This window comes from Acidicapsa dinghuensis, assembly GCF_025685685.1.
Classification (GTDB): Bacteria; Acidobacteriota; Terriglobia; order Terriglobales; family Acidobacteriaceae; genus Acidicapsa; species Acidicapsa dinghuensis.
Window position 1 is genome coordinate 183716 of the sequence record NZ_JAGSYH010000005.1, and the last position, 14935, is coordinate 198650.

14 protein-coding genes are annotated in these 14935 nt (G+C 56.7%); all 14 read right to left on the minus strand.

The genetic code is table 11. The annotated features are described in order from the left end of the window. Positions 1-5: 5 nt before the first annotated feature. Positions 6-1472, minus strand: coding sequence for an NADH-quinone oxidoreductase subunit N (locus OHL22_RS15670; RefSeq protein WP_263339282.1), 1467 nt, complete (start codon positions 1470-1472; stop codon positions 6-8). Next, the gene (locus OHL22_RS15675) at positions 1469-3007 is read right to left on the minus strand and encodes a complex I subunit 4 family protein (protein WP_263339284.1); all 1539 of its coding nucleotides are present in this window, start codon (positions 3005-3007) and stop codon (positions 1469-1471) included. Before OHL22_RS15675 ends, OHL22_RS15670 begins: the two co-directional genes overlap by 4 nt. Continuing rightward, entirely contained in the window at positions 3007-4527 is a 1521-nt protein-coding gene (locus OHL22_RS15680; RefSeq protein ID WP_263339287.1) for a complex I subunit 4 family protein, read from the minus strand. Before OHL22_RS15680 ends, OHL22_RS15675 begins: the two co-directional genes overlap by 1 nt. After that, on the minus strand, positions 4524-6740 hold the full coding sequence (gene nuoL / locus OHL22_RS15685; RefSeq protein WP_263339289.1) for an NADH-quinone oxidoreductase subunit L: 2217 nt from the start codon (positions 6738-6740) through the stop codon (positions 4524-4526). The genes OHL22_RS15680 and nuoL overlap by 4 nt, the downstream gene beginning before the upstream one ends. Then, positions 6737-7048 (minus strand): NADH-quinone oxidoreductase subunit NuoK, encoded by a 312-nt coding sequence (gene nuoK, locus OHL22_RS15690; RefSeq protein ID WP_263339291.1) that lies wholly within the window; start codon positions 7046-7048, stop codon positions 6737-6739. Before nuoK ends, nuoL begins: the two co-directional genes overlap by 4 nt. Then, a complete protein-coding gene (locus OHL22_RS15695) occupies positions 7045-7581 on the minus strand; it encodes an NADH-quinone oxidoreductase subunit J family protein (RefSeq protein WP_263339294.1) in 537 nt (178 codons plus the stop codon). The genes nuoK and OHL22_RS15695 overlap by 4 nt, the downstream gene beginning before the upstream one ends. A gap of 30 nt (positions 7582-7611) precedes the next feature. Then, positions 7612-8820: an NADH-quinone oxidoreductase subunit NuoH gene (gene nuoH, locus OHL22_RS15700; protein WP_263339296.1), complete on the minus strand. Its 1209-nt coding sequence runs from the start codon at positions 8818-8820 to the stop codon at positions 7612-7614. Further along, positions 8817-9461, minus strand: a complete 645-nt coding sequence (locus OHL22_RS15705) for a 4Fe-4S dicluster domain-containing protein (protein ID WP_263339298.1) — start codon at positions 9459-9461, stop codon at positions 8817-8819. Before OHL22_RS15705 ends, nuoH begins: the two co-directional genes overlap by 4 nt. A 25-nt stretch (positions 9462-9486) precedes the next feature. Further along, positions 9487-10641: an NADH-quinone oxidoreductase subunit D gene (locus OHL22_RS15710; RefSeq protein WP_263339301.1), complete on the minus strand. Its 1155-nt coding sequence runs from the start codon at positions 10639-10641 to the stop codon at positions 9487-9489. Then, positions 10638-11297: an NADH-quinone oxidoreductase subunit C gene (locus OHL22_RS15715; protein WP_263339306.1), complete on the minus strand. Its 660-nt coding sequence runs from the start codon at positions 11295-11297 to the stop codon at positions 10638-10640. Before OHL22_RS15715 ends, OHL22_RS15710 begins: the two co-directional genes overlap by 4 nt. Further along, the gene (locus tag OHL22_RS15720; protein ID WP_263339308.1) at positions 11294-11929 is read right to left on the minus strand and encodes an NADH-quinone oxidoreductase subunit B; all 636 of its coding nucleotides are present in this window, start codon (positions 11927-11929) and stop codon (positions 11294-11296) included. Before OHL22_RS15720 ends, OHL22_RS15715 begins: the two co-directional genes overlap by 4 nt. A gap of 55 nt (positions 11930-11984) precedes the next feature. Next, positions 11985-12380, minus strand: coding sequence for an NADH-quinone oxidoreductase subunit A (locus OHL22_RS15725; RefSeq protein WP_263339310.1), 396 nt, complete (start codon positions 12378-12380; stop codon positions 11985-11987). 224 nt (positions 12381-12604) lie between these two features. Further along, on the minus strand, positions 12605-13807 hold the full coding sequence (locus OHL22_RS15730) for a GntR family transcriptional regulator (RefSeq protein WP_263339312.1): 1203 nt from the start codon (positions 13805-13807) through the stop codon (positions 12605-12607). Between the two features lie 132 nt (positions 13808-13939). Then, the gene (locus OHL22_RS15735) at positions 13940-14842 is read right to left on the minus strand and encodes a PfkB family carbohydrate kinase (protein WP_263339314.1); all 903 of its coding nucleotides are present in this window, start codon (positions 14840-14842) and stop codon (positions 13940-13942) included. Positions 14843-14935 lie beyond the last annotated feature (93 nt).

Here is a 14935-nt window from a genome sequence, read left to right on the forward strand (position 1 = left end):
GCCCTTTAGCCCAAAGGAATCCAACCGCTAAGCGCGCTCGGGAAAATGCCCAGCAGAGCTACAAGTAGCGCGATGACAAGCAATACCAATTGCTCTAGCGCAGATACAGCCATAGGTTCGTCGGTCATAGCTGGAACCACATACACCCGCTTGAGCACCTGCAGATAGTAGTAGAGCGATACAGCGCTCGCCGCCAGCGCAAAGATCACCATGCCGAGTCCCCATGCGCCGACTCCAGGTGCGCGAAGAACAGCAGCAAACAGATTGAACTTAGCCCAGAAGCCAACCAGCGGCGGAATTCCAGCCAGCGAAAGCAGGAAGATCAGCATGCTCGCAGCAAGCAGCGGATTGCGGCGGCTAAGACCTGCAAACGCGTCAAAGCGATCACTGCCCATATTGCGTTCAACAACCGCAATCACACCGAATGCGCCAACTGTAGTAAGCGCGTAGGTAAGCGCGTAATAAAAGACTGCGGCTCCGGATTGCGGCGTGTTCGCAGCAATACCCAGCAACATGTAACCTGCATGCGCAATCGCCGAGTAAGCCAGCAGCCGGCGAACGCTGGTCTGCGCCAACGCGGCAAGATTGCCAAGCAGAATTGATGCGCCGGCCATCCAGACCAGCAAAACGATCCATGTCGCACCACGGCTTGCACTCGCCGCTGGAATCAGGCTGCCCGTAACAGCAACAAGAACAGCAAAGCTCGCGACCTTCGATCCCGAAGCAATTAGTGCCGCAACAGGAGCAGGCGCACCCTGATAAGTATCTGGAGCCCACAGATGGAATGGAACCGCGGCGACCTTGAACCCAAGCCCGGCAGCCACAAGCACCATGGCAACAACAACCAGCGGGCTCAATCCCTGCGAAGCAAGCGAAACCGCGATGCCATTGAGATTCGTCGTTCCAGTGAGCCCGTAAAGGTAGCTGAAGCCGAACAACATCAGCGCAGCGCTCATGCCGCCAAAAAGGTAGTACTTGAGCGCAGCTTCCGAAGACAGCGCCGAGCTCTTCGCAAAAGCAGCAAGCACGTAAAGCGAGAGACTCAGCAACTCCAGCGCGACAAAGATCACTAGCAAATCGCGCGCCGCAGCAACCAGCATCATGCCTGTTGTTGCAAGCAATACAATTGCCACATATTCGCCAGGATTGCGCGAGAACTCCGCTTGAAAGCTCAACAGCAGCACAAGCGCCGTCAGCAGCAGAATACCTATCTGCGCAGCGGCAACGAGCGAATTCAAAACCAGCGCATCGCCAGCAAAGCTCGCCGTACCGGAGTGCGTGAGCAGCCACAATCCGGCCAGCACAGAGCCGATAACGCCAAGCACGCATGCAGCGGTCATACGAGCCGGCTGCGTGCTTTTACGCAAAAATCCGAGATCGACTACCAGCACCAGCAGCGACACAACTTCGAGAATCGTCTCAGGAATCGTGATCGAAAAGAGGTTGCCGTAATTCACTGCAAACGTGTTCACAGGCGACCTCCTTTCACAAGCAACTCAGGCAACGCATGCACCGCAGGAGTGATCACATCGAGCAGAACCCGCGGGAAGATACCGATGATCAAGCTGGTTCCCACCAGAAGCGCGACGCCCGCTTTCTCAGCCCAGGTAACGGGCGCATAAGGCTCGTGCTCTTCATGCGCAGTCCCGGAGGAGGCCGTTGAGACAGTCGCTTCACTGAAGAAGGCCCGCTGCATTGCGCGCCACGTATAAGCCACGCCCACCACGATGCCCACGCCAGCAACAGCCGCGAACCACGGGAACGCCCGCCATGCACCAATGAGCACCTGCACTTCAGCGATAAATCCGCTGAAGCCCGGCAGCCCCATCGAAGCCATGCCCGCGATCACAAACAGCACCGCTGCAAACGGCATCGTCTTGCCAAGATGCAATCGGCTCAGTACGCCAAGATCGCGCGTATGCGTCCGCTCATAGACGATGCGGCCCACAGTCGCGAAGAGCAAGCCTGCCAGGATACCGTGCGAAAACATCTGCAGCACCGCACCATCCAGGCCAATCTGCGTCAGCGTCATCAGGCCAAGCAGCACCAGCCCCATGTGACTGACACTCGAGTAGCCAATGACAAATTTGAAGTCATTCTGCACCAGTGCAACTGCTGCTCCGTACACAATGCCAATCGCCGCCAACAGCGCAAACACCATGCGCCATGATGTAAGGCCAAGAATCGAAAATCCCCACGGATCAAGGCCATGCGGAAAGACCGTCATCGCCACTCGCAGGCAGCCATAGGCTCCCAGTTTCATGACAACGCCAGCCAGCAGCATCGACGCAGCAGTGGGCGCAGCTACATGACCCGTTGGAGCCCACGTGTGGAATGGCCACATACCCGCCAGAATCGCGAACCCGACAAAGATCAGTGGGAAAGCCCACATCTGGAAGTGAATTGGAAATGAATACTGTGCCATCGCCTGCAGATTCATCGTGTGGCTGCCAGACACCGTGTACGCAGCCAGCAGACCAATCAACACCATCGCCGACCCAGCGAACGAGTAAAGCGCAAGCTTCATCGCTCCATACTCGCGCCGCGTCGAGCCCCAAATGGCAATCAGGAAATACTTAGGCACAATAGCAATTTCGTAAAACACGAAGAACAAGAAGAGATCGGCTGCAAGAAAGACACCATAGACGCCGCCAATCAGCGCAAGAAAGAACGCAAAGAACTCGTTGGCGCGATCGCCTTCCTTCTCTCCGATGTTCCAGGAAAAGAGAATACCCGCAACTGCAGCAATACCGGTCAGCAGCACAAGCACGCGGCTGATGCCATCAGCCGTAAGCGTATAGCGGATGCCTAAGGCCGGGACCCACACAGCATCAGCGACAATTACTGTGCCTGAGCTTCCGGCCTGGATGAACCCAATCAGCGCAATCGCCAGTCCCGCCAGCGCCACCAGCAACGCAAAGACACGCGCACTGCTCTGCAGCGCCTTGGGAAAGAGCGCCAGAATCAGCGCACCGGCGAATGAGAGATAGATGGTATATGCAAGCATCAGAATCTCCACCCCGCCAGCAGATGTGTTACGGTCGCGTTCACAGTACCCAAAACCACTTGAGGATAGAGGCCAAGAACAGCCATCAGAATCAGAATCGGCGCAACGGCCACGCGCTCACCAGTCGATAGGTCAGCAAACGCCTGCCATCGCGGATTCACAGGACCAGTAAAGACTCGCTGAATCACCGTGAGAATCACCGCTGCGGTAATCAACAGGCCAAGCACTGCGATCGTCGCAGATAACCAGCTCAGTGGAAAAACTCCACGGAAGATCAGAAACTCGCTGACAAACCCATTCAACCCCGGCAATCCCAGAGATGAAAAAAGTGCGATACCCATCAATCCGCAAAACACCGGAGCAAGTTTGCGCAGGCCGCCAAAATCATTCAGGCCAAGCACCCCTCCAGACCGCTCTTCGATCATCGTAAGAAACCAGAATATGGCAGCAGCAGTAATGCCGTGATTGAACATCTGCAAAATCACACCATCGAGTGCCGCCGTCTGCGTAAGAACCGAGGGCGATGCCGACGCAGGTAGAGCGACCGCAAACAGCGCCAGCAGGCAGTATCCGAGATGATTGATCGACGAGTAGGCAAAGACGCGCTTCAGATCTTTCTGCACAGCGGCAGCCCACGCTCCTGCAACCACCGTGAGCGTAGCCAGCGCAAGCAATGGCGTACGAATCTCCGCCAGTTGCGCACCGAAGATCGGCAGCGCAAGCCGCAACAGACCGTAGACACCCATCTTCGACATCGCGCCAGTCAGTAGCATCGTCACAGGCGACGGAGCCTTCGAGTAAGTCGCCGGCAGCCATGTGTGAAACGGCATCAGCGGAACCTTCACCGCGAAGCCAAGTAAAACACCAAGCGCCAATACAAGCGATACCGGTCCAAGATGCGCTTGAACCGCCGGCACAAGCTGCCCGCTCGCAGCCATCGCGGTAAGTGTCTCGAAATCCATCGAGCCCGTGGCTAGATACAGCGCAAGAAACGCCAGCAACAGCGTGACCGAACCAACCATCGTGTACACAAAAAACTGCGTAGCCGCCTTGCCGCGACCTTCCCCGCCCCACAGCTTGATAAGAAAGAAGGCAGGAATGAGGCTCAGCTCCCAGAACAGAAACCAGTGAAAGAAATTGAGCGCGGTAAAAGTACCAAAGAGCCCCGACTCAAGCAGCAGAATCAGTGCAAAATAAACTCCCGGCTGTTGCGCAACCTTGCGTGAAGCAGCAATCGCCATCACCGAAACAATGGCTGAAAGCACCAGCATCAGCGCGCCAAGACCGTCGACGCCAAGATGATATTCGATACCAAGTCCGGGCACCCAGTCCGCGCGCTCAACAAAGCTCATCACGCCATTCGGCGCAAGCGAGAACCATACCCACAAAGTAACTAGCAGCGAGACCGCGCCTGCAACAAACGCGACTGCCCGTGCAGTCGTAGAGCGGTTGCCAGCGAGCAGCGCTATAACTGCGCCAATTGCTGGAATCGCAGTCAGAATAGAGAGCACATGCGTCATAGGCGCACCTGCCCGGTTGCCGTCGCCACGACCAAAGCAATACCCGCAAGCACCAGCGCTCCAACAGTCAGTACACGAAGATACAAGGGAGAGCGATCGGCCTGCAGCCATGCCAGCACGCCACCGCTGGTCACCAATTCTTCGCAGGTCTTATCGAAAGCTCCATCGATTAATTGAGAATCCACAGTCTTGTTCGTCCATCCAAGGCCTCGGAACGCCGCCGCAACCATCGCAACAATTCCACCCCAGACTCGCCGGTCAAGCCAGTCCGAGAGCCACGCCAGCATTGCATACCAGCGAATCACCGTGGCAGCATAAAGCTCATCGAAGTAGAGGCGGTTCGCCAGCCACGACCACACCGTCGGAGCAGCTCCTTCGAGAACATCCACCAAATCTCCGGCCTCATGCTGCGGCTCGTCGCCATGTTCCTGCGCATGGTGGTGCACTGGAGCCGATGCAGGCCTAGTTACGTTGCGCCGCACATAGAGCAGCCAACCAGCCCCAAGACCAAGCAGAACAAGGACGATGGCCAGTCCCATCAGCGGCATCAGGTTCGGCTCGGCATACCAGGCAGCTTCAAACTTCAGTGGCTCGCCCTGAATAAAGCTCGCAAACCACGGCCACGCAGGAGTGCCCAGAAATCCCAGGAAAATCGCAAATACCGCAAGAATAGACAGCGGCACCGTCATCACCGACGGGCTCTCATGCGGATGCCCATGCCCGCGCCAAGGCCCAAAGAAGACATAGCCCACTTGCCGCATCATGTAAAACGCAGTCAACAGAGCGCCGATGATGAGCAGCACAAACGGTCCCTTCGAGAGCGGCCAATGAAAGGCCGAGCCAATGATCGCGTCCTTGCTCCAGAACCCGGAGAACAGCGGAAACCCACTCAGCGCCAGCATGCCCGCTAGATAAGCATAGAAAGTGCGTGGCATCTCGTGACGTAACCCGCCCATGCGGCGAATATCCTGCTCCTCATGGCAGCCGTGAATCACCGAGCCCGCACCAAGAAAAAGCAGCGCCTTAAAGAAGGCATGCGTGATCAGGTGGAACATGCCGATAGCGACTCCGCCAACCGCAAGACCGACCATCATGTAGCCAAGCTGCGAAACCGTCGAGTAAGCAAGAATGCGCTTGATGTCATTCTGCGCAACGGCAACCAGCGATCCGAACAGTGCAGTTAGCGCACCAACCCATGCCACCGTCGTCAACGAAACAGTCGAGCCACCAGCACTAGCGCCAGCGCTCATCAGCGGATAAACACGTGCAACTAGATAAACGCCGGCTGCCACCATCGTTGCCGCATGAATCAGCGCCGAGACCGGCGTCGGACCTTCCATCGCATCCGGCAGCCATACATGCAGCGGAAGCTGTCCGCTTTTGCCCGCCGCTCCCGCAAAAATCAACAGACCAATCGCCGTCGCAGCCGAGAGCCCCCACGCTGCAGGCTGCTGCAGCAACGCCGCAAGCGCATTCGGCTCAATTGCACCCGAACCGTAGTTGTAGAAAAGCGTAGTGCCCGTCTGCGCGAAGAGCCAGACAATGCCGAGCAGGAAGAAGATATCGCCAACACGCGTGGTGAGGAACGCCTTTTTGGCCGCAGCCGCGGCACTGGGCTTGTGATACCAGAAGCCAATCAGCAGATACGACGTAAGACCGACAATCTCCCAGCACATAAAGAGCAGCAGAATGCTGTTGGAAATGATGACGCCGAGCATGCCTCCTGCAAAGAGCGAGAGAAAGCAGAAGAAGCGAGTGAAGTTCTCATCTTCCGCCATGTAACCAGTGGAGTAGATAAAGATGAGCAGGCCAACAAACGTGACCATCACCAGCATCACCGCTGCCAGCGGATCGAGCAGCCACCCCATCTGCATGTGCGTTGCGCCGAGATCGAACCAATTGAATGTAACAGCCTCTCGCGTCGCCGCTCCACTACCCCATACACCCAGCACATGCACAAACGCGATGATGGAGAGGATAAGTGACGCGGCAAGACCAGTGATCGCCAAGCCTGCTGCAGCAGCGCGTCGCGGCTGCTTAAGCAAAGCAATCAGGCCTGCTGCAACCATGGGAATCGCAGGAATCAGCCAAAGAACGTGCGCGATCGTTGATGATGCTCCATCGACGAAAGCAGGGCTGAACGAGCCGTTGCTTTCTTGTGCAAGCCAGGTTGCCATGAGAGATGCACTGCCTGCGATCATCGGTGGTGTCATCCCTTCATCCTTGGCATCGCATCAAGGTCAGTGGTCTTGGTGTGACGGTGATAAGCAATCACAAGGCCCAGTCCAACCGCAGCTTCCGCAGCGGCAACAGCAATCGAAAACAGCGCAAACATCATGCCCGTCAGCGCTTCCGGATGTGGACTGAAACGCCAGAACGCAATCAGATTCAGATTCGCAGCGTTCAGCATCAGCTCAATTCCAATAAGCACCATGATCGCGTTGCGGCGCGTCAGCGCAACCGCAAGCCCAATGGCAAAGACTAGCGCGGCGACAATGAGGAACCCCGCCAACGGCGTCATTGTGCCCCGCCCTTCTGCTCGTGCGTCTTCGCGTCACCCTTGTCATGCATCGCAACAATGACCGCGCCAATCAGCGCAACCGTAAGTACCACTGCGACTATTTCAAGCGGCAGCACATAGGTCGACATAAGCGCCTGACCGATGGATAGAACCGTGACATCGGGCGCTGCGCTCCCCGCTCCCGCAGGCAGACTTGTAATGACAGACCACGCCAGCAGCGCGAATACAGCGGCAGCGATGGCAATACCGGCCAGCCATGACGAGGTGTAGATGCGGTACTCCGGCGCACCAGCACCTCGCGTTAGAAGAATCGCGAACACGACAAGAATGGCTACGGCTCCAATGTAAACCAGCATCTGCGCGAAACCCGCGAACTGCGCATCGAGTTGCAGAAACAATATCGCCAGGCCCGCAAATGTAACCGTAAGGCTCAACGCACAATGCACCAGGTTCTTGAGCAACGCCGCAGCCAGCGCACCCGCAACCGTAAACAAGGCAGTAATCCAGAATGCAATGCTAAGACCGAAGATCATTGCCCCTCCGGTTCTGTTAGAAACACAAAATCATTCGGCATAGCGGTAGCTCCTTGCGCCGAGACGCTGCTTGCGCATCAGAACGCGCCCCAAGCCGACATACGCCAGCAGAAGCACACCGGCGCACAGAACCCAGCGCAGCCATGCACCGGTTGCGCTGTCTCCCAAAAATCGCCATGCCGCGGCAACCATCAGGTTAAGCAGAGTCATGGGCAACATGAACTTCCACGCAAAGTTCATTAGCTGATCCTGCCTCAAGCGCGGCAGCGTTCCGCGCAGCCAGATGAAGAAGCAGAGCGCAGCAAGCAATTTCAGAAAGAACCACGCCCACGAAGGGATGAAATTCAAGAAGGAAAACGGCGCGCCCCACCCACCGAGAAACAGGGTGATGCCAAATCCCGCGATGGACATCATACCCAGATATTCACCGAGAAAGAAGAGCGCAAACTTGAAGCCCGAGTACTCAGTGAAGTAGCCGGCAACAAGCTCCGACTCGCCTTCCGGCAAATCAAAAGGTGTACGGTTCGTCTCAGCCAATGCAGCGATCACAAACAGCACGAAGCCTGCGAATCCCCAGGGCGTAAAGACATACCAATGCGGAAAGATTCCGGTAAATCCACTCTGCGCTTCGACAATCTTCACCGTCGAAAGCGAGCCGGTCATCATCACCGCAACAATGGCAGACATCAGCAGTGGCACTTCATAACTGATCATCTGCGCCACAGCACGCATCGCGCCCAGCAGCGAATACTTGTTGCGGCTCGACCAGCCCGCCATGAAGATCGAAAGCTCCGTCGATGCGCCAACTGCAAAGAAAAACAGCAGCCCTGCGTCGATGTTCACCAGCACCATGTTGCGGCCAATCGGCAGCGATGCATATCCAAGGAAGATCGCAACCACAAGAACCACCGGCGCAAGAAAGTGCACCACGCCATCCGCGGAAACTGGAACAATATCTTCCTTGGTCAACGATTTGATGCCGTCCGCGACAGGCTGAAAGATACCCAGCGGCCCAACACGATTGGGCCCAAGACGGTTTTGCATCCGGCCCAGCCCCTTGCGCTCAAGCACCGTCGTCAGCGCAAAGATAGCCGGAAACGAAGCAACAATTCCCACCACGCCCACGAGCGCCCCCACCAGAGGCTGCCAGTGCGCGGGAAAGAAACCCATGATCCAGTGCTGCACGAATACAAAAAGCTGATCCAGTTTTTCCGGAAGTGTCAGAGCTTGAAAGTTCACGCGCCCGGCTCCTTCGCTGGATCTTTTTGCGGTGCCGGTTTCGCAGTAGTTTCACCTGAAGCCGGAGCAGCAGCCTTTGCCGCCGCAGCTGCAGCGGCGGCCTTTGCCTTCGCCTCAACCTTGGCCTTTTCTTCTGCCAGGCGCGCATCCACTTCTGCGGCCTCAGTAGGATGAATCTTGTTGTAGTACTCGTTCGACTTCGCGAGCTGCTCACGATCAAGAATCAATCCCTCAAAACGATCTGTCGTGCTCAGCTCAAATTCAGTGTCCATCTTGATCGCTTCGAAAGGACATACCTCTACACAGATCTGGCAGCTCATGCAAACCGAGATATCGATATCGAAACGCGCAGGATAAATCTGTGGCTTGCCCACATAGTCCGGTTTTTTATCCGTCGACTTAGTAATGTAAATGCACTTTGGCGGACATTCTTTTTCGCATATCTGGCACGCCACACACCGCAGCCCAGCCATCGGATCGCTGCCGTCGTACACCAGGAACGGAAAGTCACGCGTATTCTCAATCGGCTCTACTCGCTCCTCGGGATACTGCACCGTGGTGAGCCGCTCCTTCGACACAAAGCTGCCTGCGAAGTTCTTCGCCGTCTCCGCCAGTCCTTTAACGATGCCTTCGCCTAGCATTGGGTGTCCTTTCCTGCGAGTCGCATCAGCGGTCTACCTCACCCAGCACAATATCGACACTGCCAAAGGTCAGCACCACATCCGCAACATTCTGGCCAATGCACATATCTTCAAGAACCGTCAGATTGATAAGCGAAGGCGGCCGCACACGGTATCGATACGGATTACCGCTGCCATCGCTGATGAGATAAAAACCAAGCTCGCCCTTCGGACCCTCGATGCGTCCGTAAGCCTCTCCTGGCTTAGGCCGGAAGCCGCGAACCTTCTGCTTGGGATCGACAATCGGCCCCGCAGGAACATCCTTGAGAGCCTGCCTCAGAATGCCCACCGACTCGCGCATCTCAAGCACGCGAACCATGTAGCGATCATAGATATCACCATGGTCGCCCAAGGGTACGCGAAACTCGAAGCGATCATAGATGCCGTAGCGATCGACCTTGCGAATGTCGTAATTCACTCCCGTCGCGCGCAGCATAGGACCGGTGATCCCGGCATTCACCGCGAGATCTGGCTTCAATACACCCACGCCCTGTGTACGAGCCATCAGAATCTCGTTCCCTGTCAGCAGCGCCTCAATCTCGTCAATAAAACGCGGCAGCCCATCGACAATCGCGGCAACCTTCTCCAGCCAATCCTTGGGCAACTCTACGCGGCATCCACCAAAGCGCATGTAGTTGCACATCATGCGCGAGCCGGAGAGCTCTTCAAAAATATCCAGAATCTTCTCGCGCTCGCGAAAGGCATACATCAGCGGCGTTCCGCTCGCGCCCATCTCCTGCAGCAAGAATCCGATGGCGCTCGCATGATTCTGAATACGGGTCAGCTCAGCCGTAATCACGCGAATATACTGCGCCCGCTCTGGTACCTCAATACCCGCCAGCTTCTCCACTGCAATCGCGTAGGCCCAGTTATTAGTCATCGAGCAGAAGTAATCGAGTCGATCCGTATATGGCATCGAAGCCAGATACGACGCCTTTTCAGCAATCTTCTCGTGGTTGCGGTGCAGATACCCGAACACAGGCTTCAGCTTGATGACAATCTCGCCGTCCAGCGCCACATCCATCCGGAAGACGCCATGGGTCGAAGGATGATGCGGCCCCATCGCAACTTCCAGCAGTTCGCCCTCATTGCTGGGCTCAATCACCGGTGGCCGGTAGCTCTTGAATGCCGCGGTGCTCATTGCGTCACCTCCGCGGCCTGCTTTGCTTCATTCTGTTGGGCCTGATGCTCCTGCGCGCGCTTCAGCACTTCGTCATGCGGCGTAGGCTCGTACTCGTAATCATCCGGATCAACATAATCGCGGCGCATCGGATGATCCTCAAATTCATCCCACATCAGAATGCGCCGTAGATCCGGATGCCCCTTGAACACGATCCCGAAAAGATCGAAGATCTCCCGCTCCTGAAACTCGCAGGACCGCCACACTGGCGTCATCGACGGCAGTTCCACCTGGTCAGTGCGGTTCGCTGTGCGCATTCGAAATATCACGGGACCGTGCTTCTGCCGCATGGAGTAAAGATGGTAGACCGATTCGAGATAGCCCGGTTGAATATGCTTCACCGTCTTCTCAATCACCTTCTCTTCTCCATCAACAACTTCGGTCGCCTTGACCTTCTCCGTCGTCTCCTTGTCCAGCCAATCCACCCCCGTCGCATTGGAGCAGAAATCAAGAGCGAGTTCGGAGTCATCCCGCAGAAAAACCGCAACCGCCAGACCATCTTCTGGCGCAACCACCAGTGAGTGCTGGCCCGACACGCTGGGATTCTGCACCAGCTCCACCTTTGCCTCGGGCAAAGCCGTCTTGATCGCCGCCAGGATTTCTTCGGCAGTCTTCATCCCTGCTTCTCCGTGGCGTCAGGTTTCGGAGCAGGCAATGGCCACACAAGCCGGTTCACCGGCGGCACCAGATCATGTGCGCCCGGCTCGGGAACCGGAAAAAGCCCCTGCGCATCCGCGTCAAGGTGCCGCGGACGATTCTCACCCGTCAGCGGCTGCTCCTCAATCCGCTTCTGCAGCGTCATAAATGCGTGGATCAGTGCTTCCGGACGCGGCGGACAACCCGGTATGTGCACATCCACCGGAATATACCGGTCAATCCCCTTCAGCACGTTATAGCCCTGCTTAAACGGCCCTCCCGAGATCGCACAAGCGCCCATCGCAATCACATATCGCGGCTCGGCCATCTGGTTGTAAAGCCTCACCACCTGCGGCGCCATCTTCTTGGTCACAGTACCGGAGATAATCATCAAATCTGCCTGACGAGGCGATGGGCGAAAGACCTCTGCCCCGAATCGAGCCAGATCGTAGCGAGCCATGGTGGTCGCGATCATCTCGATCGCGCAACAGGCAAGGCCAAACTGCATCGGCCAGACCGAATTCCTGCGGCCCCAGTTATACAACTCGTTCAGCGTCGTCACAAAGACGCCCTGTTTCCCGAGTTCAATCTTCAGATCTGGCTCAACAGCCATGTATGTTCCTCAAAACAATGCAATTTAGGCTGGGAATTTACTGCGAAAATAGCCTTCAGGCCCAGGTCAGAATTCCTTTAGCCCACGCCCAGGCCAATCCCTCGATCAACAGCAGCACAAAGACCAGCATGGCCAGGCACGCTCCCACTCCCAGCCCTGTGAAAGCGACGGCAAAGGGAAGCAGAAAGACCGCCTCAACATCAAAAACCAAAAAGATAATCGCGTAGAGGTAATATGCCGATCGAAACTGTACCCAGGCGTCGCCTTTCGATTCCAGCCCACATTCATAAATCGCGTTCTTAATAGCATTCGGCTTCGCCGGCGAAACCAGTCTCGCCCAGGCCCATGCAAGACCCAGCGGAGCTAGCCCGAAGCCAAGCGCCGCAACAAATAAAACTGCCAACGGAAAGTAAGGACTGGATAGCATGGAATTGCCGTAAAAATACGCCATCAATACCCTAGCAGCTTACCCGCTGCCGCAGGCAACGACGGTGTCCCACATCACAAACTACACCCGCTTTTTGCCAGTTCATCGTATAAGAATCGCCATTCGCTGCGCCACATCACCTTGACACCGACGCCGTTCGAGCTTCTTCTCTCCAGGCATAAACCTGCGATACCGGCAACGAATGCTTCAACAACATCCGCATCGCAATGAGCTGGCGAGTCACCACCTCACTGGTTGATCGCTGAACTAGTGGACTGTGCCCCGCACGAACTACGTACCACCAGTCTCGTCGGCACCAGCACATCGCGAACCGGAAGCTCAGGATGGGCCACACGATCGAGCATCGTAGCCATCGCAACCGCACCGAGAGCCGCACAGTTCTGATGAATGGTCGTAAGCGGCACCGGCAGCAGGCTCGCATATTTCACATCGTCAATGCCAACGATGCGAATATCCTCAGGGATACGGTATCCAAGCGCAAGCAGCGTTTGCATCAATCGTGCAGCCGTCACATCGTTCGCGCATACCACACCCTGCGGACGGCACTTCTCCAGCATGCGAACAGCAAACGAGCGATCCGTGGGACTGCCGCGCCATGCCCACTCGCCATCCGGGCGAATTCCGTGAACTCGCAGCGCCTCAAAAAATCCGGTTAGTCTCGCATCCACGGTCTGGGCCGCATGCTCTTCCCCCAGAAACGCCAGTCGCGTCACACCAAGCCGCAGCAAATGATCCGTGATCTTAAAACCGGTACACCGATTGTCGATACCGACCAGATCATGCGAAGAGCGCTCCGGATATGGCAAATAACACCGGTCCAGCAAAACCACAGGAACGCGCGCCCGCTCCAGCGACCGCACAATTCGGCGATTGGCAGCTTCACTATCCGAAATCAGCTCCAGCGGAGCAAAGAAGACCCCCGAAAGATTCTGAGCGATAAACCGATGCGCCATCTGTTCCGCTAACTCTGCCGACTCGCGGTGAGAGTTCGCCCCTTCGCTGCCCGACGCGCTACCCCACACCAGCGTATGTGGACGTGCGAAGGCGGAACGCGCCATTCCATGGCAAACAGGCTCAAATATCTCAGTCAGGCCAAGCTCTGGAATAAGCAGGCCAAAGGTTCGCCCCTCTAGTTGCGGCTGCAGCTTTACATGTGTTCCAGCTCCAGGTCGTCGCGTCACCAGGTCCAGCCGCTGCAACTCTAGCACGGCCTTTGCCGCCGTAATCCGCGACGCGTCAAACATCTTACACAGTTCGGCTTCGCTGGGCAGCCGATCACCCGGCTTGAACTCCCCTGACGTAATGCGGCCATGCAAATACTCGAAAACAACCTGGTGCTTGGGAGTGCGCTTCCGGCCCCGATCTTCAACCTTGTTCCCGCCGTCGCTCCGATTTCCCGCGGAACTGTCGCTCTCTGAATTTCTAGCCATCACACCCTCCCGGTCTGCCAGCCACACCACATCGAGCAGAATCCAGAAACGGATGCAGCAATACATTTACCGGCATATTGTCGATACATTTAACAACTGAAATAGTAGCGCAATACCCAGCCTGATCGCGACTCAGCCTTCTATTTCCCGCGCAATCCGGGCAATCGTCTCATCGGAAATTTCCGGCATCGCCCCGCTGCGCGACGCGATAAAACTTCCCCAGCGATTGCCTGCCTCGTTCAGCACGCGCAAAGGTGCACCGCGTAACAGATAATGCGTTAGAGCTGCCGTAAATGCATCCCCGGCCCCGATTGTATCGGCCACAATCGTCCCAATCCCTGGGTGGGAATCGAACTCCTCGGGGCTCACCAATAAGCTGCCTGATCCGCCGCGCGTGATGGCAATAAGGCGCAGATTCGGAAACTCCCGCAGCAATGCCTCGGCCCCCGCGCGCAGCGAAGCAGGCTTGGGCAATCCAAGCAACTCTGCCACCGGCGGAACCTCAACGTCGTTCATTTTCATCACCGTGGCCAGTTCGAGCGAGCTGCGAATCAGCTCAGCGGAATAAAATGGCGCACGCAGATTGACATCGAAAATGCGATGGCATTCCGGTCTGGTTGATCGCACCAAAGCCTGAGTCGTTGCACGCGAAACCGGATCACGCTGCCCGAGCGACCCGAAGCAGATAGCATCTGCCTGTGCGGTGGCGGCAGTCCACGCCCCGCTCAACTCCATAAAATCCCAGGCAACCGGCTCATGAATCGTGTAGCTCGGCTGCCCCTCCCGAAGCTCCACCGTCACCCATCCGGTCGGCTGTTCAGGATCGGTCTGCAGCAGCGTACAATCCACAGGCATAGGCAGCAGCACCTGCAAAGCCCGCTCGCTCATGGAGTCGGCTCCGATACGGCTCAGCAACACAGCGTGATTACCCAGCCGTCCCGCCATGACCGTATAGTTAGCTGGCGCACCACCTAGCTGTAGCCCTTCCGGCAATACATCCCACAGCAGTTCCCCAAGGCCAAGAACGGTTTTCAAAGTAGACCCTCGCAAGGTAAGGTACTGTAGCCTGTAGTCTCTTCAGAATAGTACCCCACGCGCCTCTTCTTGAATTTCAGCCGCAAGCTACAG

Bases quoted from the DNA above. Each gene is read 5' to 3' on its own strand.
- OHL22_RS15675 (WP_263339284.1), bottom strand. From the start codon at position 3,007: ATGCTTGCATATACCATCTATCTCTCATTCGCCGGTGCGCTGATTCTG.
- OHL22_RS15680 (WP_263339287.1), bottom strand. From the start codon at position 4,527: ATGACGCATGTGCTCTCTATTCTGACTGCGATTCCAGCAATTGGCGCA.
- nuoL (WP_263339289.1), bottom strand. From the start codon at position 6,740: ATGACACCACCGATGATCGCAGGCAGTGCATCTCTCATGGCAACCTGG.
- nuoK (WP_263339291.1), bottom strand. From the start codon at position 7,048: ATGACGCCGTTGGCGGGGTTCCTCATTGTCGCCGCGCTAGTCTTTGCC.
- OHL22_RS15695 (WP_263339294.1), bottom strand. From the start codon at position 7,581: ATGATCTTCGGTCTTAGCATTGCATTCTGGATTACTGCCTTGTTTACG.
- OHL22_RS15705 (WP_263339298.1), bottom strand. From the start codon at position 9,461: ATGCTAGGCGAAGGCATCGTTAAAGGACTGGCGGAGACGGCGAAGAAC.
- OHL22_RS15710 (WP_263339301.1), bottom strand. From the start codon at position 10,641: ATGAGCACCGCGGCATTCAAGAGCTACCGGCCACCGGTGATTGAGCCC.
- OHL22_RS15715 (WP_263339306.1), bottom strand. From the start codon at position 11,297: ATGAAGACTGCCGAAGAAATCCTGGCGGCGATCAAGACGGCTTTGCCC.
- OHL22_RS15720 (WP_263339308.1), bottom strand. From the start codon at position 11,929: ATGGCTGTTGAGCCAGATCTGAAGATTGAACTCGGGAAACAGGGCGTC.
- OHL22_RS15725 (WP_263339310.1), bottom strand. From the start codon at position 12,380: ATGGCGTATTTTTACGGCAATTCCATGCTATCCAGTCCTTACTTTCCG.
- OHL22_RS15730 (WP_263339312.1), bottom strand. From the start codon at position 13,807: ATGGCTAGAAATTCAGAGAGCGACAGTTCCGCGGGAAATCGGAGCGAC.